Below are 18992 nucleotides of genomic sequence, written 5' to 3'. Positions count from 1 at the left end.
CCGAGCCGCAAGAATGGTTGCTGGCGCGCGACACCCGCGCGGGCGGTCAACGCGACCCGGGAGATCCCATGCGCTTCTTGCCTCTGCTCGCCGGCTTCGGCCTCGCCGCCTGCTCTCCCGGGGGGAGCGCAGCCACCCCTGCACTGGAGGCCGGCGACCCGCCCGCGACGGCCGCCGCCGCCGACCCGCGCAGTGAGACCCGTACCTTCCGCGACTGGATCGCCATTTGCGACAACGGCGATGCCTGCTCCGCCTACGGCCAAGGCGAGGACGGGTTCGGCTGGATCCGGGTGGCCATGGCGGCCGGCCCCGACGCCCGGCCCGAGGTCGCCGCCGGACGTTGGCCGGACGATGGCGCGGAGGCCGGCCCGCTCACCCTCACCATCGACATGACCGAATATCCCCTGACGCTGGCTAAAGATGCGGATGCCGCCACCGCGGCCCCGGCCCAGGCGCTGGAGGTTGTCCGCGCCCTCGCCGATGGCGCGACGGCCCGGATCGGGCCGGACCAGGCGATTTCCCTCTCGGGCGCGGCGGCGGCGATGTTGTGGATCGACGAGCGGCAGGGCCGCGTGAATACGGTGACGGCGCTGCGCCGACCGGGGAGCCAGCCGGCCTCGTCTGTCCCCGAAGCGCCTGCGCTGCCTGTCGTCACGCCGGCCCGGGCCGTGGCGCAGACCGGCTTTGGCGGTCAGAAACCGGCTCTGCCCGCGGCGTTGGAGGCGGTTCCTGCAGTGGCGGCGTGCCGCACCGAGACCGGGGATCACTGGGCCGCCAATCAGGTCATGTCGGCGCGACTGGACGCCTCGACCGAGCTTTGGGCCGTGCCGTGCTTCGTCGGCGCCTACAATATCGGCCATGATTGGTACGTCACCGGACCCGGCGGTCGCGATCCGCGCCCGGCCCGGTTGAGCTCCAGCTCCGGCGAGGTCACCGCCAGTACGATCAACGGCGGCTATTCCCCCGAGACCCGCACCCTCAGCGCCTTCGCCAAGGGGCGCGGCATCGGCGACTGCGGCGTCGCCTCGACATGGACCTGGACGGGCCGCGCGTTCGTTCTCACCTCGGAACAGGAGATGTCGGAATGCTGGGGAATTCCCGCGGAGCGGTGGCCAACGACATGGCGGACGCGATGAGCGATCTTGAAGCCGAGGTTCTGATCATCGGCGCTGGCCCCGCCGGCCTGACCGCCGCCACCTATCTGGCGCGGTTCCGGCGGCGGGTGCTGGTGGTCGACGGCGGCGGAGCCCGGGCCCGCTGGATCCCGGTCAGCCACAACATGCCCGGCTTTCCGGAAGGCATCACCGGCGACGCCATCCTCGAGCGGATGACCGAACAGGCGGTGGAGTACGGCGCCGTGGTCGAGCCGGGCCGGGTCGAGGTGCTGGAGCGCGATGGCGACGGTTTCGTGGCGCGGCTGAACGGGCGTGAGGTGCGGGCGCGATCGGTGTTGCTGGCAACGGGGGTCACCGACCACCACCCCGATCTGCCGGGCGTCGAGCGGGCGATCGAACGGTCGCTCGTCCGCATCTGTCCGATCTGCGACGGCTATGAGGCGATCGACAAGGCCGTGGCGATCATCGGCAACGACGACCGGGGCGTCCGTGAAGCCGCATTCCTGCGCACCTATTCGGACCGTGTGACGCTGATCCACACCGGGCCCGCCGGTGCGCTGACGCAAGAGGCGGAGCTTGGCAGGATGGGCGTTGAACTGATCCGCACCGCGATCAACAACGTCCGGCTTGAGGGGGATCGCGTCACGGCCTTGGGCTGGGGCGAGGACTTCCGGGTGTTCGACATGGTCTATTCGGCCCTGGGAACTTCTCCGAACGCCGAACTGGCGGCGGCGCTGGGAGCCCGGACGGGCGACGACGGGCGGATGGTCGTCGATGACCATCAGGCGACCAGCATCCCCGGCCTCTACGCCGCCGGGGACCTGGTGCGGGGACTGAACCAGATCGCCGTGGCGGGGGCGGAGGCCGCGATCGCGGCGACCGCCATCCACAACGCCCTGCGCGAGACCGACGGCTGGACGGTCGACTAGCGCGCCGCCTCTGACGGGTGGATCAGCGACGGCGCGGGGTTACGATCCGTCTTCGGCTGGCGCAGCCGGGCGCGGGCGCGGCTGCGCCGCCAGTCGTTGAGCACGGCGACCCAACCCCATGCGGGTTCCTTATGTGTGCGGTGCGCCTCTTCCATCCCGGCCTCCTGTCGACCCTGCGGTGAGGGCAAGGTGAGATTGAGCTTGACCGCGGCCGCCGACAAACCAGATTGGTGAGGAACCGCATAAGGCAAGCTTATGGCCGATCCGCTCGCTGGAATTCCCCTCGCGTCCCTGCGCGTGTTCGAAGCGGCGGCGCGTCTGAACAGCTTCACCCGCGCGGCGGAAGAGCTGGGCATGACCCAGGCGGCGGTCAGCTGGCAGATCAAGGCGCTGGAGGGGCGGCTGGGCCAGAGCCTGTTCCGCCGCCTGCCGCGCGAGGTCGTTCCGACCGAGCCCGGGGAGCGGCTGTCGCGCGCCGCCACCGAGGCGATGAACCTGCTGCGGCGGGCCGTGTCGGAGCTGACCGAGCAGGATCAGGCCATCCTGTCGATCACCACCCTGGCGACGCTGGCGACGCAGTGGCTGGCGCCGCGGCTGGGCGAGTTCCAGCTGGCCCATCCGGAGCTGGCGGTGCGGCTGGATACGGCGGCGCATCTGGTCGACCTGTCGCGCGAGGGCTTCGACGTCGGCATCCGCTCGGGGACCGGCGACTGGCCGGGGCTGGAGAGCGTCGAGGTCATGCCCAGCGTGTTCACGGCCGTCTGCAGTCCGCGGCTGCGCGACCGGCTGGGGCTGGAGACGGCCGAGGACCTGCTGCGGGCCCCGCGGATCGGCATGGAAAAGGAGTGGGACGTCTGGTTCGCGGCGGCCGGCGTGGTCTCCGACGGCCAGGCGCCGTCGCGGCTGAGAGCCGACTATCAGGCGCTGGAGGTGGCGGCCGCGCTGGGCGACCAGGGCGTGGCCCTGGCCTCGCCGATCCTGTTCGCCCGGGAGCTGGCGGCCGGCCAGCTGGTCCAGCCCGTGCCACTGGCGGTCAAGCTGATCCCCGACTACGCCTACTGGCTGGTCTGGCCCGAGGGGCGGCGGCGATCGCCCAAGATCGCCCGGTTCCGCGACTGGATCCTTGCCGCCGCCGCGGCGGATTCCACCGTACTGGCCGCGCGCGAGGCGCTGGCGGCGGGCTGAACGTCAGCCGGCGCGCAGCTCCTGCTTGACCCGCTCGGCCAGGGTCTTGATGTCCAGCGGCTTGGGCAGGAAGGAGACACCGACCTCGTCCTGCAGCAGGTCGGAGAAGTCGCTCTCGGCATAGCCGGAGATGAACAGCACCGGAGCGTCGCCGAGGTAGGGCCGGGCCTTCTTGAGCAGGGCCGGGCCGTCGAGGCCGGGCATGATGACGTCGGAGATCATCATGTCGATGGTCCCCGCGTGCTCCTCGGCCAGGGCCAGGGCCTCCTCGCCGTCCTCGGCCTCGATCACCTCATAGCCGCGCTGGCGCAGCAGGCGGGCGGCGATGCCGCGCACGGCGGCCTCGTCTTCGACGAACAGGATGCGGCCGGCGCCGGACAGGTCGCGCGGGGTCTTGAGCTTGATCTCGACCACCGGCGTCTCGGCCAGTTCGGCGGCGTCGGCCTCGGGAAGGAAGATGCGGAAGGCCGCGCCGGCCCCGTCGACATTGGAGACGTTGATGTGGCCGCCGGCCTGTTCGACGATGCCGTAGACGGTGGCCAGGCCCATGCCGGTGCCCTCGTTCACCGCCTTGGTGGTGAAGAAGGGTTCGAAGATCTTGTCCTGCAGTTCGGGCGGCACGCCGGGGCCGGTGTCGGTCACCTCGATCAGGGCCACGGCGTCGGTCGGGGCGGCGCTCCAGCCCATGGCCCGGGCCTCGTCACGGGTCAGGCGGCAGGTGCGGATGGTGACCACCCCGGCGCCCGGTTCGACCACGCCGCGCATGGCGTCGCGGGCGTTGACGGCGAGGTTCATCACCGCCGTTTCGAGCTGGCTCTTGTCGGCCAGCACCACCGGCAGGTCGCGGCCGTAGTCGGTTTCCAGACGCACATCCTCGCGCAGCAGGCGACGCAGCAGGACGGCGAACTCGCCGACCAGTTCGCCGAGGTCGAGGCGTTCGCGGCGGACCGTCGACTTGCGCGAAAAGGCCAGCAGCTTGCGCACCAGATCGGCGGCGCGGATGGCGGTCTGGCGGATTTCGTTCAGACCCTCATACGACGGATCGCCAACCGGATGGCGCTCCAACAGACCCGACAGCTGCAGCTGGATGGCGGTCAGCAGGTTGTTGAAGTCGTGGGCCACGCCGCCGGCCAGTTGGCCGACGGCCTGCATCTTCTGCGCCTGCGAGAGCTGCAGCTCCATCGACTTCTGGGCCGTGACGTCGAACAGCCAGATGCGGCGCGCATCGCCTTCGGGGGCGACATAGAGGTGCAGCATGCGGTCGGGGAAGGCGCGGGCGACCAGTTCGATCGGGCCGGAGGAGCCGGCCGCCAGCTTGGCCCGGGCCTCGGTCACCCCGGCCGGATCGAACAGATGGCCGAAGGCGGCGTCGCGGGCGGCGGCCGGACCGGTCAGCACGGCGAGGGCGGCGTTGGCCTCCTCGACTTTGCCGGCGAACAGGTCCTCGGCGGCGATGACGGCTGAGCCGAACGGAGCGCCGGCGGCCATGGCGCGGCTCTCGACCGCATTGGAGGCGGGCGCGGGGGCGCCGCCGTTGACGACCGGCAGGGCGGCGTCGGGGGCGGCGCGGACGAGGAAACGCCCCTCCCCCGCCTGGCCGATCAGCACCTCCTGCTCGCGCTCGCCGATGACGACGATGGCGCGGCCCTGTTCGCCGGCGCGGGCCTGGGCGAAGGCCATGTAGAGGGCCGAGGCCGAGCGGCCCTTGGGCAGGGTGGTGATGGCGCCATTGCTTTCGGCCCAGGCGGCGTTGAAGGCCAGAACCTGACCGGAGGCCCAGACCAGGGCGGCGGGCTCGGCCATGGCGTCCAGCAGGTCGACGGTGGTGTCGCCCAGCGGCTTGCGCGTCTCGCTGCGCGAGAAAGCGAACAGGCCGATCAGGGCCACGGCCCCGGCGGTGAAGATCAGCACCAGCCCCGGGGCGCTCATCGGGTCGGCGCGGAAGGCGGGCCAGGCCATTGCCCCGACGGCCATGACAAAGCCGACCACCATGACGAGGAGCAGCGGATCAAAGCCCTTGCGGTCGGTTGCGGTCATGTCGCCTCGGCCCGAATCATGGGGCGTTTCCGGCGAGTGTGGTCTGTCTGGCGCCCGGGGGCGAATCCGGCCGCCCGGGCTCAAAAAATACAGTCCGATGAGTCCCTCGAGTCCCTAGAGTCCGTTTGGCGTCCTGAGTCATGACGCACCATAAACCCACGGTACGTCAAAAGCGGACGTAGGCTCAGGCGGCCTTGCGCTGCTCGGCCTTGGCGTCGCGGGCGGCGTTGATGCGGGCCTCGGCGATGGCCCCGGCGATCTCGTGCGTCGGGCGGTTCTCGACGGCGGAGCGTTCGAGGATTTCCTCCAGCGTCTCCATCAGGCGCGCCAGCTTGGTCTCGACCCAGGCGGGGTCATAGGCGCCGCCGGTCTGGCGGGCGCGAAGCTCGGAGGCGACGTTGATGATGCCGCCGCCGTTGACGACATAGTCGGGGGCGTACAGCACGCCGCGCTCGAACAGGGTCTGGCCGATGTCGGAGGTGGCCAGCTGATTGTTGGCGGCGCCGACGACCGCCTTGACCGTCAGCCGGTCCAGCGTCTGCGGGTTCAGCGTCGCGCCGAGCGCGCACGGCGCATAGATGTCGGCCTTCACCTCATAGATGGCGTCGGGCGCGACGATCTCGGCCTTGGTGCGGGCGGCGACCTCGGCCAGCAGGGCGGTGTTGACGTCGGTCATGACCAGTTTCGCGCCGGCGGCGTGCAGCTTGTCGGCCAGATAGCCGCCGACATGGCCGATGCCCTGCAGGGCGATGGTCAGGCCGGTCAGGTCGTCCTGGTTCCACAGGCGGCGGGCGACAGCGAGGGTCGAGCGATAGACGCCCTCGGCGGTCACCGGGCTGGGGTCGCCCGAAGCTTCCGGGCCGTCGTTGAGGCCGAGCACATAGGGGGTGACCTTGCGGGCCTCGGCGATGTCGGCGACCGACACGCCGACGTCCTCGGCCGCATAGTAGAGGCCGCCGAGGGTGTCGACGGCGCGGCCGAAGGCGTGGAACAGCTCGGGGGTCTTTTGTGTGCGGCTGTCGCCGATGATGACCGACTTGCCGCCGCCCATCTCGAGGTCGGCGACCGCGTTCTTGTAGCTCATGCCCTTCGACAGGCGCAGCACGTCTTCCAGCGCTTCGGCGCTGGAGCCGTAGTTCCACATCCGGGTGCCGCCGCAGGCCGGGCCGCGGGCGCTGGAGTGAACCGCGATAATGGCGCGCAGGCCGGTCTTTTCATCAAAGACCGCGTGGACGCCTTCATGGTTCGCGAAGGACGGGGAATCAAACAGCGTCATGCTCACCTGAGCGTCTCCCGGGGTATTTTTTATTGCGGCGGCTGATACGCCGGGAGGATCAACAGGGCAAGCATGGCGGTTTGGGGGCGGGGGGATGGGACCCTCCCTGCCCGACCGTCGGCTCCCGACCAGTTGCGGACGGAAGCGCCATTCTTCTAGATGGCACCATGTTGTGGTGGAGCTGGTCCAATAAACAGAAGTGGACTCTTATCGCCGCCATGCTGGGCGTAGCGGCTATAAGCGGCCTTTTGTTCGGTTGGGCGACCCGGGAGTGGAAGGCCGCGTTAGGCGTCACGTGGTTCCTGCTGCTTCCGCCATTGGTAGGTTGGCAACTGTTCATTGGCCTTTGGACAGGGCGCATTCCGGCCCGCGGAACCCGGAAGCGCTACGAGTCCCGAGCCGATGATCCGGTCTGGTTCTGGCTGAATGTTGGCGGGCACATCGCGGTGTTGATTGTCATGTGTTGGTTCGCGTTTGGGGTCGCCACGTCTTAGTTGATAGCCGCTGTTCGCTTCCCACCCACAGCGGGCGTTCGAACCGTCGGCTTTAGCGACCTCGGTCTAAGGGTCTGCCAAGGCCTCCGCGACCTCTCTCGCCCCGGACGGCAGCGGCTCGGCGGCGTCCCGCAGCCACCCTTCCACGTCGCGAAACACGGTCTCCGCCTGCAGGTCGCGGTTCAGCAGGTGCCAGCCGTCGGGGTAGAAGGCGGTGCGCAGGCCCGCGCGGTCGCCGGCGCGGTCGAGGGCGCGGCGCATCGGCGCCTTCGGCACCAGATGGTCGTGACCACCGTACATCAGCAGGGTCGGGGCCCGTACGTCGCCCAGCCCCGCCGAGGCCGACTCCATCAGGTCGACGAGGCCGTACAGGACATCGAAGCGCGTGGTTATCAGGCTGTTGGGATCACGGCCGTTGCGGAACAACTCGACCCGGTTGTCGGAGGCCGCGCGGTCCCTGACCGCCCAGTCCGGCGGCTGGACGGCGCGATCGCCGAGGGTGCGGGCGGCCAGCCACAGGGCGGCGGAGTTAACCGGCCCCTGCGCCGACCAGCCCCACACCGCCGGGGCCAGCAGGATCAGGCGGTCGGCGTCCGGCGGCCGGTCCGAGGCGAAGGCGGCGATGGCCACGGAGGCGCCCATGCTTTCGCCGGCCACGACGATCAGCGCCCCGGGATGGCGCGCGCGGGCAAGGGCCACGGCGGTGCGCAGGTCGGCGACCATGCGGTCCTCGCCCGGCCAGATCCCGCGTCCCGGCGCGGCGCCGAAGCCGCGCTGGTCGAAGGCCCAGGTCTCGATCCCCTGCTCGGCCCACCACGGCCCGGCGAGGCGGAAGGCGGCGCGGCCGTCGTTGACGCCGTGCAGGGCGACGACCACGGCCCAGGGCTGGCCGTCGGGAGTCCAGCGGACCAGCGGCAGGCGGGCGCCGTCGTCCATGACCAGGGCGCGGTCCTCGAGCGCCGGACCGGCGAAGCCGGGCGGCGGGGTCAGGGGCGGCTGGATGGCGGGCGTGGCGCAGGCGGCGAGGGAGAGGGCGAGGAACAGGGCGAGGATTCCTTCTCCCCTCGGGGGAGAAGGTGGGCGGCGAAGCCGTCCGGATGAGGCGGCTGTTGGCCGCGGAACGGCCGCCCGCCGGTCCCGATCAGGCCTCCCCCTCATCCGGCCCTCCGGGCCGCCTTCTCCCCCGAGGGGAGAAGGAACGGTGAGGCGGCGCATGAAGGTCATGATCCCAGAATGCCCCGGACCCTTTGGCGAAGATACGGCACGACCTCGTCCTCGAACCACGGGTTCTTCCGCAGCCAGGCGGTGTTGCGCCACGACGGGTGGGGCATTGGCAGGATGTCGGGGGCGTAGTCGCGCCACGCCCGCACCGTCTCCGTCATGTTGATCTTCGCCCGGTCGCCGAGGGCCCAGACCTGGGCGTAGCCGCCGACCAGCAGCGTCAGTTCGACGCCCGGCAGCTGGGTCAGCAGCTGCGGCCGCCACAGCTCGGCGCAGCGGCGCGGCGGCGGATAGTCGCCGCCCTTCGGCGCCGTGCCGGGATAGCAGAAGGCCTGGGCGGCGACGCCGAGGCGGCGGTCGGCGTAGAAGGTCTCGTAGTCGACTCCCATCCACTGGCGCAGGCGGTCGCCGGACGGATCGGTGAACGGCAGGCCGCTTTCATGCACACGCCGTCCGGGGGCCTGGCCGCAGATCAGCAGCCGGGTCTCGGGGAAGACCCTCACCACCGGGCGCGGCGTATGGGGCAGGTGGCCGAGGCAGGCCCGGCAGGCGCGGATGTCGGCGAGGAGGGTGTCGAGGGTCATGACGCGGCGCTTTCCCTCCCCCTTGTGGGGAGGGTGGCTCGCGGAGCGAGACGGGTGGGGCGCTTCGGGACATTTCCCCACCCTGTCGTCGCTGCGCGCCGACATCCCTCCCCATAAAGGGGAGGGAGATGTGGAAGATCAGTCGTCATCGCTTTCGACGGGCGGCGGCAGGGCCGCCAGGGCCGCGGCGGTCTCGGCCTCGGTCGGCAGGCGCAGGCGGATGACGCCCTTGAAGGCGTTGGGGTCGACCGGCTTGCCCTTCTTGGTGATGGTCAGCTTGCCCTGACGCATCAGGCCGAGCGCGCAGGCGCGAACCTTGGGCAGCATGCGCTGCCACTGCTCGGGCTGCAGCTCCTTGGCCACATCGGCCGGTTCGATGCTCTTGCCGCCGACGCCCTTGGGGTCGGCCTTCGCCAGTTTTTCGAAGATGGCGGTTTCGATGGGGTCGCTCATCGCGCCTGTATGGTGCATTGCGAGAGCAAGAAGAAGGCGGAGATTTCGATGGTCGCGAAAGTCACGGTGTCGGAGGGCGAGTTCGCCGGCTGGCGGATGTACGACCTGCACGGCACCTTCGACCAGGTGGTCGGGCCGTTCTATTTCAAGCCGGACCCGGACGGGCGGATGCGCTGCGCCTTCCGGGCCGAGCCGAAGCATATGAACGCCGGCGACCGGATGCACGGCGGCTGTCTGATGACCTTCGCCGACATCGCCCTGTTCCAGACCGCCTATCAGGAGATGGAGGGGGCGTCGGGGGTGACGGTGTCGCTGGATTCGACCTTCATCGACGGGGCCTATGTCGGCGAACTGGTCGAGGCCACCGGCGAGGTGGTGCGGGCCGGCAAGAGCCTGATCTTCGTGCGCGGCCAGATCAACGCCGGCGAGCGCATCCTGATGACCTTCTCGGGCGTGATCCGGAAGTTTGAGAAGAGGGGCCAGGGGCCAGGGGCCACGGACTAGGGGCTCGGGGGCCAGACTGCGTCTGAGGGTCCCTGAAGCCACCACGCCGGAGCCCCGAACCCCGGACCGCTGGCGCGAGACCCTGGACCCTGGACCCTGGACCCCGGATCAGTTGTCGATGATGTCCTGCAGCATGACGCCCATGCGTTCGGCAAGCCGCTCGCATTCCGCCGGGGTCAGGCCGAAGCCGGCCGTGATCTCGCGGCTGACGGCCATGCCCATGATGGTCGCCGCGGCCAGACGGGCCCGAATCGCGGCGTCCTCGCCGCCGATCCAGGCGGCGAAGGGATCGAAGAAGGTCTCGCTGCCCGTGCGCTGAACCAGATCCATGGCCTTGGCCGAGCCGACGGAGCGCAGCATGATCAGCAGCTTCTTGAGCTTGCCCTCATTCTTGCTCTCGAAAATGACCTCCCGGGCGACCCGGCGGCCGAAGTCCTTACGTGAGCCATCCATCAGGTCGCGCCCGTTGGAGCAGCTGTCGAGGACGGTCAGGAACAGCTCGTCCTTGGAGCCGAAATAACGGGACACCAGGGCGGCGTCGACGCCGACGTCGCCGGCGATGTCGCGCATGCCGACGTCGTCGTAGCTTTCCCGCGAGAAGCGTTCGAGCGCGGCGTTCAGGATGGCGGCGCGGGTCGCCTCGGCGTTACGGGGCCGGGGCGCGACGTTACAAAACAATTTGTGATCTCCAATGGCCCCATAAACCATATGGCTTTGTCATCACCCGTTGACAAGCGAAAGCGCGATCACCATTAAGTCACCGGGCGTTGACTAGCGGCCCTCCTCCCCGATCGCCGCGTCGACAGAAGACAGGATTTACCCTTCATGCGCACCGCGAAGATCGTGGCCGCGTCCGCCTTGATGGCGGCCGCGCTCTATGGCTGTTCCTCCAGGAGCGAGGCCCAGGCCCCGCCGGCGCCGGCGGTGACCGTCGCCACCCCGCTGGTTCAGGCGGTGCAGGACTGGGACGAGTTCACCGGCCGCTTCGAAGCGACCCAGTCGGTCGAGGTGCGCGCCCGCGTCGGCGGCTATATCTCGGCCGTCCATTTCCGCGACGGTCAGTACGTCCGGCGCGGCCAGCTGCTGTTCACCCTCGACCCGCGTCCGGCCCAGGCCGCCCTCGCCTCGGCCCGCGCGCAACTGTCGCAGGCCCAGGCCCAGCTGGCGCTGGCGCGCAGCGAACTGGCCCGGTCCGAGACCCTGCTGGACTCGCAGGCCGTGTCCCAGGCCGAGGTCGACACCCGGCGCGGGGCCCTGCAGACGGCCGAGGCGGCCATCGCCGCCGCCAACGCCAGTGTCCGCGCCCGCCAGCTGGACGTCGAGTTCACCCGCGTCACCGCCCCAATCTCGGGCCGGGTGTCCGACCGCCGCGTCGACGCCGGCAATCTGGTGGCCGGCGGATCGTCGGCGGCCGACGTGCTGACCACCGTCGTCTCCAGCGCCCCGATCCACTTTGTATTCGACGGCTCGGAAGCCCTGCTGCTCAAGTATCAGCGTCAGGCCCGCAACGGCGCCGCGCCGATCCAGGTGCGGCTGCAGGACGAGTCGACCTATTCGCGCTCGGGCAGCCTCGACTTCACCGACAACGCGGTCGACACGGCCTCGGGCGTCATCCGCCTGCGGGCGGTGATCCCGAACCCCGACGGCTTCCTCAAGCCCGGCATGTTCGGTCAGGCCCGTCTGGCCGGGGCCGGAACCTATAACGCCATGCTGGTGCCCGACGCCGCCATCGCCACCGATCAGGCCCGACGCATCGTCTATGTCGTCGCCGCCGACGGCTCGGTCGCGCCCAAGCCGGTGCAACTGGGGCCGCTGGTAGACGGCCTGCGCGTCGTCCGCTCGGGCCTCGCCGCCAACGACCGGGTCATCATCAACGGCGTCCAGCGCATCCAGCAGCCGGGCATGAAGGTGACCACGACCAACGGCCGCATCCAGCCGGTGGCCAGCGAAGCCGCGGTCCCCGTGACCCAGGCCGCGCCGGCCTCCAGCGCGACCTTCGCCAACAGCCTGTCGTCGGGCGACTGAGCCGAACATGAACATCTCACGCTTCTTCATCGACCGGCCGATCTTCGCGGCCGTGATCGCGGTGTTCATCACCCTGATCGGGGTCTTCGCCTATCCGCTGCTGCCGCTGTCGCAGTATCCGGAGATCGCGCCGCCGACGATCTCCATCACCGCCTCCTATCCCGGAGCCTCGGCCGAGACCCTGGCCGAGACCGTCGCCGCGCCGATCGAGCAGGAGGTCAACGGCGTCGAGGGCATGCTGTACCTGTCGTCCTCGTCCACCTCGGACGGGGTCGCGGCGATCACCGTGACCTTCCAGCCGGGCACCGACCTGGACGCGGCCCAGGTGCTGGTCCAGAACCGGGTCGCCCTGGCCGAGCCGCGCCTGCCTGAACAGGTCCGCCAGACCGGCGTGGTCGTGAACAAGCAGGAGAGCGGCTTCCTGATGATCCTGGGGCTGACGTCCCCGGACAAGTCGCTGGATAACGACTACGTCGGCAACTACGCCAACTCGACCTTGCGGGACCGGCTGCTGCGCCTCGAGGGCGTCGGCTCGGTGCAGATCTTCGGCGGCGGCAACTATTCGATGCGGGTCTGGATCGATCCGGCCAAGGCCGCCGCGCGCGGCCTGACCGGCCAGGACATCGTCACCGCCCTGCGCGCCCAGAACGTGCAGGCCGCGGCCGGGGCGATCGGCCAGCCGCCCTTCCCGACCAACGCCGCGGCCCTCCAGCTGCCGGTGCAGGTGCAGGGCCGCCTGTCGGATCCCGACCAGTTCAGCGACATCGTCATCAAGACCGACGCCGAGGGCCGGGTGACCCGCGTCCGCGACGTCGCCCGGGTCGAGCTCGGCGCCCAGGACTACGGCATCCGCGGCTTCTTCGACGGCGAGCGGGGCGTCGGCATCGCCATCGTTCAGCAGCCGGGCGCCAACGCCCTCGGCACGGCCGAACGGGTGCTGGCCGAGATGGAGGCCGTGAAGGCCGAACTGCCGCAAGGCATGGATCTGTCGGTCGCCTACAACCCGACAGAGTTCGTCGCCGCCTCGGTGGAATCGGTGCAGCACACCCTGGTCGAGGCCATCCTGCTGGTGGTGCTGGTCGTGGTCGTCTTCCTGCAGACGTGGCGGGCGGCGATCATCCCCATCGTCGCCATTCCGGTGGCGCTGGTGGCGACCTTCGCCGTCCAGCTGATGCTCGGCTATTCGATCAACTCGCTGAGCCTGTTCGCCCTCGTCCTCGCCGTCGGCATCGTCGTCGATGACGCCATCGTCGTGGTCGAGAACGTCGAACGCTATATCCGCGAAGGCCTGACGCCGAAGGAGGCCGCCTACCGCTCCATGCAGGAGGTCTCGGGCGCCCTGATCTCGATCGGCCTGGTGCTGGTCTCGGTGTTCATCCCGACCATGTTCGTGCCGGGCATCCCGGGCATCTTCTACCGCGAGTTCGCCATCGTCATCACCACGGCCTCGGTGGTGTCGCTGCTGGTGTCGCTGACGCTGTCGCCGGCCATGGCCGCCCTGCTGCTGAAGCCGCACAAGGAGCACGACACCCACCGCAAGCCGGGCGCCTGGGGCGCGGTCACCTATTACGGCGGCTACGCCGGACGGAAGTTCAACGAGGGTTTCGACTGGCTGTCCGACAAATACGGCCGGCTGACCGCGCGACTGGTGCGCACCGTCGGCATGGTGCTGATCGTCTATGTCGGCCTGCTGTGCCTGACGGGCTGGCGGCTGATGGACACCCCGTCAGGCTTCATTCCGGAGCAGGACCAGGGCTTCCTGATCGGCGTCATACAGCTGCCCGCAGGCGCCTCGCTGGAACGCACCGAGGCGGTGATGCGGCAGGCCTCGGACACCATCAAGACCACCGAGGGCGTGGAAGGCCTGGTCGCCTTCGCCGGCCTCGACGGCTCCAGCTTCTCGTTCGGCTCCAATGCTGCGACCATCTTCGTTCGCCTCGACGCCTTCGACGATCGCAAGAGCGCCGAACAGAGCGCCCTGGCCCTGGCGGGCGCCATTACCGGCGCGACAATGGGCATCGAGGACGCCAACATCTTCGTCATCGCCCCGCCCGCGGTTCAGGGTCTGGGCAATGGCAACGGCTTCCAGATGATGGTGCAGGACCGCACCGGCGCGGGCTATCGCCCGCTGGAAGGCGCGACCTTCGCCATGATGGGCGCCGCCGCCCAGGCGCCGGAGCAGGTGCAGCAGGTGTTCTCGACCTACAACACCGGCTCGCCGCGCATCGCCGCCGACGTCGATCGCGACAAGGCGCTGATGATGGGGGTCCAGCCGTCGGACGTGTTCAACACCCTGGGCGTCTATCTGGGCTCGTCCTACGTCAACGACTTCAACTATCTGGGCCGCACATTCCGGGTGACGGCGCAGGCGGAGCCCACGGCGCGGGACGACATCGCCGACATCGCCAATCTGAAGACCCGTTCGGCGTCCGGCGCCATGGTGCCGATCGGCTCGGTGGCCAATCTGCGCGAGGACTCCGGTCCGGCCCGGGTGGTCCGCTACAACCTGTTCCCGGCTTCCGAGCTGCAGGGCCAGGCGGCGCCCGGCGTCTCGTCCGGAGAGGCTTTGGCCCACATGGAGCAGATGGCCGAGGCCGCCCTGCCCGAAGGCTTCTCTTATGAGTGGACCGGGCTGGCTCTGCAGGAGCAGCAGTCGGCCGGGGGCGCGACCATCGTCTTCGTCATGGCGGTGATCTTCGTCTTCCTGGTGCTGGCGGCGCAGTACGAGGCCTTCACCCTTCCGCTGGCGGTCGTGCTGATCGTCCCGATGTGCATTCTCGCGGCCATGATCGGCATCAACATCCGCGGTCTGGACAACAACATCCTCGTCCAGATCGGCCTGGTGGTGCTGATCGCGCTGGCGGCCAAGAACGCCATCCTGATCGTGGAGTTCGCCAAACAGGCCGAGGACGAGGGACTGAACCGCTGGGATGCCGCCGTTCGCGCCGCCCAGACCCGTCTGCGGCCGATCCTGATGACCTCGTTCGCCTTCATCTTCGGCGTCGTGCCGCTGATGCTAGCGACCGGCGCCGGCGCCGAAATGCGCCAGTCGCTGGGCACGGCGGTCTTCTCCGGCATGCTGGGGGTGACCTTCTTCGGCCTGATCTTCACGCCGGTCTTCTACGTCGTGATGCGCGGTCTGGCGGCCAAACTGCCCGGCGCGCCGAAGAAGGAAACCGAGATCCCGACCACCGGCGGCCTGCCGCCGCACGATCAACTCGAACCCGCCACGCCCCGGCTGGGAGACGCCTGATGACCACCCGATCCCCTCTCCGGTTCCTGACCGCAACCGCCGGCGCCAGCCTTCTGCTGGCCTCGTGCGCGGTCGGGCCGAAGGCGCCTGACGCAACCCTTCCCCCCCTCGCGTCGGGCGCCTTCGTCGGAGCCGACGCCCCGGGCGTGACGGCCGAGGCCGCCCGCGATGACTGGTGGCGGCTCTACGATGATCCGATCCTCGACAGCCTGATCGGCCAGGCCCTGACCGAGAACAACGAGCTGGAAGCCGCCGCGGCCAATCTGCGCCGCGTCCGCGCGGCCCTCGGCGAGGCCCGGGTCGGCCGGTTCCCGGCCACCACGACCTCGGCCGGGGTCAGCACCGGCCGGCCCTCGGCCGCCACCGTGCCGGGCCTGCCGGCCGGAACCGAGGCGCCCGAGACCGACACCTACGACGCCGGACTCGACGTCGCCTATGAGATCGATCTGTTCGGCCGGGTGGAATCGACCATCCGCGCCGCCCGGGCCGACGCCGCCGCCGCCGAGGCGGCGCTGGATATCGTGCGCGTCACGGTCGCGGCCGAGACGGCCCGCACCTATGCCGACGCCTGCTCGGCCAACGCCCAGATCGCGGTGGCCGAACGGACCATCGAACTGCAATCGGACAGCGTCGACCTGACCCAGCGCCTGCTGGACGCCGGCTCGGGCAACGGGCTGGACACCGCCCGCGCCCGTTCGGCGCTGGAAAGCAGCCGCGCCAGCCTGCCGCCGTTGAGGGCGCAGCGCGACGGGGCCCTGTTCCGTCTCGCCACCCTCACCGGCCGCACCCCGGCCGAGGCCAGCGAAGCGGCCCGCGCCTGCCAGCGGCCGCCGCAGCTGGCTCAGCCGATCCCGGTCGGCGACGGCGCCGCCCTGCTGGCCCGCCGCCCCGACGTGCGTCAGGCCGAGCGCAACCTCGCCGGCGCCGCGGCGCGGGTGAATGTGGCGACGGCGGACCTGTATCCGCGCATCAGCCTGGGCGGCTCGCTGGGAGCGACGGCGCTGGAGGCCGACGGTCTGGGCGACAGCGAGAATTTCCGCTTCTCGGTCGGGCCGCTGATCAGTTGGTCCTTCCCCAATGTGTTCGCCGCCCGAGCCCGCATCGAACAGGCAAGCGCCGGATCGGAGGCGGCCCTGGCAACCTTCGACCAGACGGTGCTGGTCGCCCTGCAGGAGACCGAGACGGCGCTGGCCAACTACGCCAACGAACTGGACCGGCGGTCGGCGCTGCAGTCGGCGCGGGATCAGGCGGCCACGGCCGCCCGGCTGTCGCGCCTGCGCTTCGACGCCGGGGCCGACAGCTTCCTGACCGTGCTGGACGCGGAACGGACGCTGGCCGCGGCCGACGCCCAACTGGCCTCGTCGGACGCCCTGGTCACCACCTATCAGATCGCCCTCTTCAAGGCGCTGGCGGGCGGCTGGAGCGAGGGCTAACGGCGGCGGGCGGCTTCGCACCTGCAACAAGGGTATTGACGTCGCCCGATCTGTTCGGCACCGTAAGGGCACTCATCAAGACCGGCTGAGGGATAGGCCCTTTGACGCCGGGGCAACCTGTCAGGATCCACCCGATCCTGGAGATGGTGCCAACTCCTGCGGGGTTCCTTCGGAGCCGCGAGAGATGAGTGGAGCGATGGCCCCTCCACGTCCGGGGTTCGACTGAACTCCACGGGTCTGTCACCGCACGAATTGGTTCGCCCCACCGGTTTCGCTGAGCGAGAGCGGAGCGTACCGTGGCGTCCCCAGACCCAACCGGCCAGGACTGGCCCGTCGACGAAGCCCCCGGACGTGACGTCCGCGCGCCCATCCCGGGAGAGTTCCGGCTGGAGTCGGGCGAGCGTCTGGCCGCGGCCGAAATCGTCGGTCGGGTGCACGGTCCGGTCAACGGGCCGCTGGTCGTCGTCGCCGGCGGCATTTCGAGCGGCCGCTTTGTCAGCCGCTGGTGGTCGTGGGCGGTCCGACCCGGCGGCCCCGTCGACCTCGATCGCGTCCGCGTGCTGGCCGTCGACCTGCTGCCGGGCAAGGACGAGCCGGGTGTCACCATCACCACCACGGATCAGGCCCGCCTGCTGGCCCTGCTGCTGGATGCGCTGGACGAGCCGCGTGTCGAGGCCTTCGTCGGCGCCTCCTATGGCGGCTGTATCGGCCTGGCCTTCGCCGCCGCCTTCCCCGAGCGGGTCGGCCATGTCGTGGCGATTTCGGCCGCGCACCGGAGCCATCCGGCCGCCACCGCCTGGCGCGGCGTGCAGCGGCGCCTGCTGGCCTTCGCCCGCGACTGCGGCCGCGAGGCCGAGGGGGTGGCGCTGGCCCGCGAACTGGCCATGGCCACCTATCGCACGCCCGAGGAGTTCGCCCTGCGCTTCGCCGCGACGCCGCCGGTCGAGGCGGGCGCGCCCTATCCGGTGTGCGACTATCTGATCGCTCGCGGGGCCGGCTATGCCGAGGTGACCTCGGCCGCCCGCTGGATCGCCCTGTCGGACTCGCTGGACCGCCACGACGTCGCGCCGGAAGCGGTCCAGTGCGCCCTGACCGTGATCGGCTTCACCTCGGACCAGCTGGTGCCGATCGAGGACAGCCGCGAACTGGCCGGGCGCGCGCCGCATCTGCGCCGGCTGGTCGAGGCCCCCTCCATCTTCGGCCACGACGCCTTCCTCAAGGAACGCGAACTGGTCGGTCGCGCCCTGCACGACGCCCTCTCCCCGCTTTACGCCACTCCCCACCGTGAGATCGCCGCATGACCTGCCCGTCCGAAGTCCGCCCCTGTACGACCGCCGCCCGCCACGGCGTCAACACCGACCCGACCCATGGCGCGGTGATGACGCCGCTGTATCTGTCGTCGAACTTCAGCTTCGACGGCCTCGATGGAAAGCGGCGCTACGACTACACCCGCTCGGGCAATCCGACCCGCGACGTGCTGGCCGAGGCGCTGGCCAAGCTGGAGGGCGGCTGCGGCGCGGTGGTGACGGCGACGGGCATGGCGGCGGTCGATCTGGCCCTGTTCGCGCTGGAGCCGGGCGACCTGCTGATCGCGCCGCATGACCTGTACGGCGGCACCCACCGGCTGCTGTGCGCGCGGGCGAAACGGAAGCATTTTGAGGTCGCCTTCGTCGACCAGAACGACCGCGCCGCCCTGGACGCCGCCTTCGCCCGCGGACCGAAACTGATCCTGATCGAGACGCCGTCCAACCCGCTGATGCGGGTGGTGGACGTTGCCGACATCTGCGCCCGCGCCCATGCCGTCGGCTGCAAGGCGGCGGTGGACAACACCTTCCTGTCGCCGGCGCTGCAGCAGCCGCTCGCCCTCGGCGCCGATCTGGTGATCCATTCGACGACCAAATACATCAACGGCCACTCCGACGTGGTCGGCGGCTGCGTGGTGGCGAAGGACCCGGCCGATCTAGAGCAGCTGACCTGGTGGGCCAACTGCCTCGGCGTCACCGGTTCGCCGTTCGACGCCTGGCTGACCCTGCGCGGGGTCCGCACCCTGTTCGCCCGCATCGAGCGCCAGCAGGCCACCGCCGGCCGCGTCGCCGAATGGCTGGCCGCCCACCCGGCGGTCAAGGCGGTCCACTATCCCGGGCTCAAGAGCCACCCCGGCCACGCCATCGCGGCGCGCCAGCAGGCCGGCTTCGGCGCCATGCTCAGCTTTGAACTGGCCGACATCACCTCGGTGCGGGCGCTGGTCGACGGACTGAATGTCTTCACCCTGGCCGAGTCGCTGGGCGGGGTGGAGAGCCTGATCGCCCATCCGGCGCTGATGACCCACGCCGCGATGACCCCGGAGGCCCGGGTGACCGCCGGCATCACCGACGGCCTGCTGCGCCTGTCGATCGGGCTGGAGCATCCCGAGGACCTGCTGGCCGATCTGTCGGCGGCGCTGGCCGCGGTGCCGGTTCCGCTCGCCGCCGAAGCCGCCTGAG

Annotated in this window: 17 protein-coding genes and 1 riboswitch; of the genes, 10 read left to right on the top strand and 7 right to left on the bottom strand. The window is 70.3% G+C overall.

Features of this window, described 5'->3' with window-relative positions; genetic code table 11:
* Positions 1–68 precede the first annotated feature (68 nt).
* Positions 69–1136 carry a DUF1176 domain-containing protein gene (locus ACK4JY_RS00400; RefSeq protein WP_409602074.1) on the top strand — a complete coding sequence of 356 codons (1068 nt, stop codon included), beginning with the start codon at positions 69–71 and terminating at the stop codon, positions 1134–1136.
* Positions 1085–2044 carry an NAD(P)/FAD-dependent oxidoreductase gene (locus ACK4JY_RS00395; protein WP_409602072.1) on the top strand — a complete coding sequence of 320 codons (960 nt, stop codon included), beginning with the start codon at positions 1085–1087 and terminating at the stop codon, positions 2042–2044. The genes ACK4JY_RS00400 and ACK4JY_RS00395 overlap by 52 nt, the downstream gene beginning before the upstream one ends.
* Here the strand turns inward: ACK4JY_RS00395 and ACK4JY_RS00390 are convergent.
* On the bottom strand, positions 2041–2199 hold the full coding sequence (locus tag ACK4JY_RS00390) for a hypothetical protein (protein ID WP_409602070.1): 159 nt from the start codon (positions 2197–2199) through the stop codon (positions 2041–2043). The genes ACK4JY_RS00395 and ACK4JY_RS00390 overlap by 4 nt on opposite strands.
* 100 nt (positions 2200–2299) lie before the next feature.
* Here ACK4JY_RS00390 and ACK4JY_RS00385 point away from each other — a divergent pair, with 100 nt between their 5' ends.
* Positions 2300–3229 carry a LysR substrate-binding domain-containing protein gene (locus tag ACK4JY_RS00385; RefSeq protein ID WP_409602068.1) on the top strand — a complete coding sequence of 310 codons (930 nt, stop codon included), beginning with the start codon at positions 2300–2302 and terminating at the stop codon, positions 3227–3229.
* Positions 3230–3232: 3 nt separating this feature from the next.
* Here ACK4JY_RS00385 and cckA read toward each other — a convergent pair whose 3' ends face one another.
* Together cckA and ACK4JY_RS00375 are read right to left on the bottom strand one after the other, a co-directional pair.
* Positions 3233–5266, bottom strand: coding sequence for a cell cycle histidine kinase CckA (cckA, locus tag ACK4JY_RS00380; RefSeq protein WP_409602067.1), 2034 nt, complete (start codon positions 5264–5266; stop codon positions 3233–3235).
* 184 nt (positions 5267–5450) lie between these two features.
* The gene (locus ACK4JY_RS00375) at positions 5451–6542 is read right to left on the bottom strand and encodes a Glu/Leu/Phe/Val family dehydrogenase (protein ID WP_409602363.1); all 1092 of its coding nucleotides are present in this window, start codon (positions 6540–6542) and stop codon (positions 5451–5453) included.
* A gap of 167 nt (positions 6543–6709) precedes the next feature.
* Between ACK4JY_RS00375 and ACK4JY_RS00370 the strand changes: the two genes are divergently transcribed.
* The gene (locus ACK4JY_RS00370; protein WP_409602065.1) at positions 6710–7036 is read left to right on the top strand and encodes a hypothetical protein; all 327 of its coding nucleotides are present in this window, start codon (positions 6710–6712) and stop codon (positions 7034–7036) included.
* Between the two features lie 66 nt (positions 7037–7102).
* On the opposite strand, the gene ACK4JY_RS00365 is transcribed toward ACK4JY_RS00370, so the two are convergent.
* From ACK4JY_RS00365 to ACK4JY_RS00355, 3 genes are all read right to left on the bottom strand, one after another.
* Positions 7103–8194, bottom strand: a complete 1092-nt coding sequence (locus tag ACK4JY_RS00365) for an alpha/beta fold hydrolase (RefSeq protein ID WP_409602063.1) — start codon at positions 8192–8194, stop codon at positions 7103–7105.
* A gap of 62 nt (positions 8195–8256) precedes the next feature.
* Positions 8257–8841 carry a uracil-DNA glycosylase family protein gene (locus tag ACK4JY_RS00360; protein ID WP_409602061.1) on the bottom strand — a complete coding sequence of 195 codons (585 nt, stop codon included), beginning with the start codon at positions 8839–8841 and terminating at the stop codon, positions 8257–8259.
* 138 nt (positions 8842–8979) lie between these two features.
* Positions 8980–9294: a DUF3253 domain-containing protein gene (locus ACK4JY_RS00355; RefSeq protein WP_409602059.1), complete on the bottom strand. Its 315-nt coding sequence runs from the start codon at positions 9292–9294 to the stop codon at positions 8980–8982.
* Between the two features lie 48 nt (positions 9295–9342).
* Between ACK4JY_RS00355 and ACK4JY_RS00350 the strand changes: the two genes are divergently transcribed.
* Positions 9343–9798 (top strand): PaaI family thioesterase, encoded by a 456-nt coding sequence (locus ACK4JY_RS00350; protein WP_409602057.1) that lies wholly within the window; start codon positions 9343–9345, stop codon positions 9796–9798.
* Between the two features lie 108 nt (positions 9799–9906).
* Here ACK4JY_RS00350 and ACK4JY_RS00345 read toward each other — a convergent pair whose 3' ends face one another.
* Positions 9907–10476 carry a TetR family transcriptional regulator gene (locus ACK4JY_RS00345; protein WP_409602055.1) on the bottom strand — a complete coding sequence of 190 codons (570 nt, stop codon included), beginning with the start codon at positions 10474–10476 and terminating at the stop codon, positions 9907–9909.
* 147 nt (positions 10477–10623) lie between these two features.
* Here ACK4JY_RS00345 and ACK4JY_RS00340 point away from each other — a divergent pair, with 147 nt between their 5' ends.
* The 5 genes from ACK4JY_RS00340 to metB all read left to right on the top strand — a co-directional run bounded on the left by ACK4JY_RS00340 (position 10624) and on the right by metB (position 18991).
* Positions 10624–11823 carry an efflux RND transporter periplasmic adaptor subunit gene (locus tag ACK4JY_RS00340; protein ID WP_409602053.1) on the top strand — a complete coding sequence of 400 codons (1200 nt, stop codon included), beginning with the start codon at positions 10624–10626 and terminating at the stop codon, positions 11821–11823.
* A gap of 7 nt (positions 11824–11830) precedes the next feature.
* Positions 11831–15076, top strand: coding sequence for an efflux RND transporter permease subunit (locus ACK4JY_RS00335; protein ID WP_409602051.1), 3246 nt, complete (start codon positions 11831–11833; stop codon positions 15074–15076).
* Positions 15076–16509: an efflux transporter outer membrane subunit gene (locus ACK4JY_RS00330; protein WP_409602049.1), complete on the top strand. Its 1434-nt coding sequence runs from the start codon at positions 15076–15078 to the stop codon at positions 16507–16509. The genes ACK4JY_RS00335 and ACK4JY_RS00330 overlap by 1 nt, the downstream gene beginning before the upstream one ends.
* 69 nt (positions 16510–16578) lie before the next feature.
* Positions 16579–16700: riboswitch (SAM riboswitch) on the top strand.
* A 105-nt stretch (positions 16701–16805) separates the two neighbouring features.
* The gene (locus tag ACK4JY_RS00325) at positions 16806–17810 is read left to right on the top strand and encodes a homoserine O-succinyltransferase (RefSeq protein ID WP_409602048.1); all 1005 of its coding nucleotides are present in this window, start codon (positions 16806–16808) and stop codon (positions 17808–17810) included.
* Positions 17807–18991, top strand: coding sequence for a cystathionine gamma-synthase (gene metB / locus ACK4JY_RS00320; RefSeq protein ID WP_409602046.1), 1185 nt, complete (start codon positions 17807–17809; stop codon positions 18989–18991). Before ACK4JY_RS00325 ends, metB begins: the two co-directional genes overlap by 4 nt.
* Position 18992: the final 1 nt, after the last annotated feature.

Source organism: Brevundimonas sp. (assembly GCF_046295595.1).
Lineage (GTDB): Bacteria > Pseudomonadota > Alphaproteobacteria > Caulobacterales > Caulobacteraceae > Brevundimonas.
This window is presented reverse-complemented; position numbering and strand designations above follow the sequence as displayed.

What these genes read in the sequence shown, in the direction of transcription:
- ACK4JY_RS00400 (WP_409602074.1), top strand. Translation starts at nt 69, where the DNA reads ATGCGCTTCTTGCCTCTGCTCGCCGGCTTCGGCCTCGCCGCCTGCTCT.
- ACK4JY_RS00395 (WP_409602072.1), top strand. Translation starts at nt 1,085, where the DNA reads ATGCTGGGGAATTCCCGCGGAGCGGTGGCCAACGACATGGCGGACGCG.
- ACK4JY_RS00390 (WP_409602070.1), bottom strand. Translation starts at nt 2,199, where the DNA reads ATGGAAGAGGCGCACCGCACACATAAGGAACCCGCATGGGGTTGGGTC.
- ACK4JY_RS00385 (WP_409602068.1), top strand. Translation starts at nt 2,300, where the DNA reads ATGGCCGATCCGCTCGCTGGAATTCCCCTCGCGTCCCTGCGCGTGTTC.
- cckA (WP_409602067.1), bottom strand. Translation starts at nt 5,266, where the DNA reads ATGACCGCAACCGACCGCAAGGGCTTTGATCCGCTGCTCCTCGTCATG.
- ACK4JY_RS00375 (WP_409602363.1), bottom strand. Translation starts at nt 6,542, where the DNA reads ATGACGCTGTTTGATTCCCCGTCCTTCGCGAACCATGAAGGCGTCCAC.
- ACK4JY_RS00370 (WP_409602065.1), top strand. Translation starts at nt 6,710, where the DNA reads ATGTTGTGGTGGAGCTGGTCCAATAAACAGAAGTGGACTCTTATCGCC.
- ACK4JY_RS00365 (WP_409602063.1), bottom strand. Translation starts at nt 8,194, where the DNA reads ATGAGGGGGAGGCCTGATCGGGACCGGCGGGCGGCCGTTCCGCGGCCA.
- ACK4JY_RS00360 (WP_409602061.1), bottom strand. Translation starts at nt 8,841, where the DNA reads ATGACCCTCGACACCCTCCTCGCCGACATCCGCGCCTGCCGGGCCTGC.
- ACK4JY_RS00355 (WP_409602059.1), bottom strand. Translation starts at nt 9,294, where the DNA reads ATGAGCGACCCCATCGAAACCGCCATCTTCGAAAAACTGGCGAAGGCC.
- ACK4JY_RS00350 (WP_409602057.1), top strand. Translation starts at nt 9,343, where the DNA reads ATGGTCGCGAAAGTCACGGTGTCGGAGGGCGAGTTCGCCGGCTGGCGG.
- ACK4JY_RS00340 (WP_409602053.1), top strand. Translation starts at nt 10,624, where the DNA reads ATGCGCACCGCGAAGATCGTGGCCGCGTCCGCCTTGATGGCGGCCGCG.
- ACK4JY_RS00335 (WP_409602051.1), top strand. Translation starts at nt 11,831, where the DNA reads ATGAACATCTCACGCTTCTTCATCGACCGGCCGATCTTCGCGGCCGTG.
- ACK4JY_RS00330 (WP_409602049.1), top strand. Translation starts at nt 15,076, where the DNA reads ATGACCACCCGATCCCCTCTCCGGTTCCTGACCGCAACCGCCGGCGCC.
- metB (WP_409602046.1), top strand. Translation starts at nt 17,807, where the DNA reads ATGACCTGCCCGTCCGAAGTCCGCCCCTGTACGACCGCCGCCCGCCAC.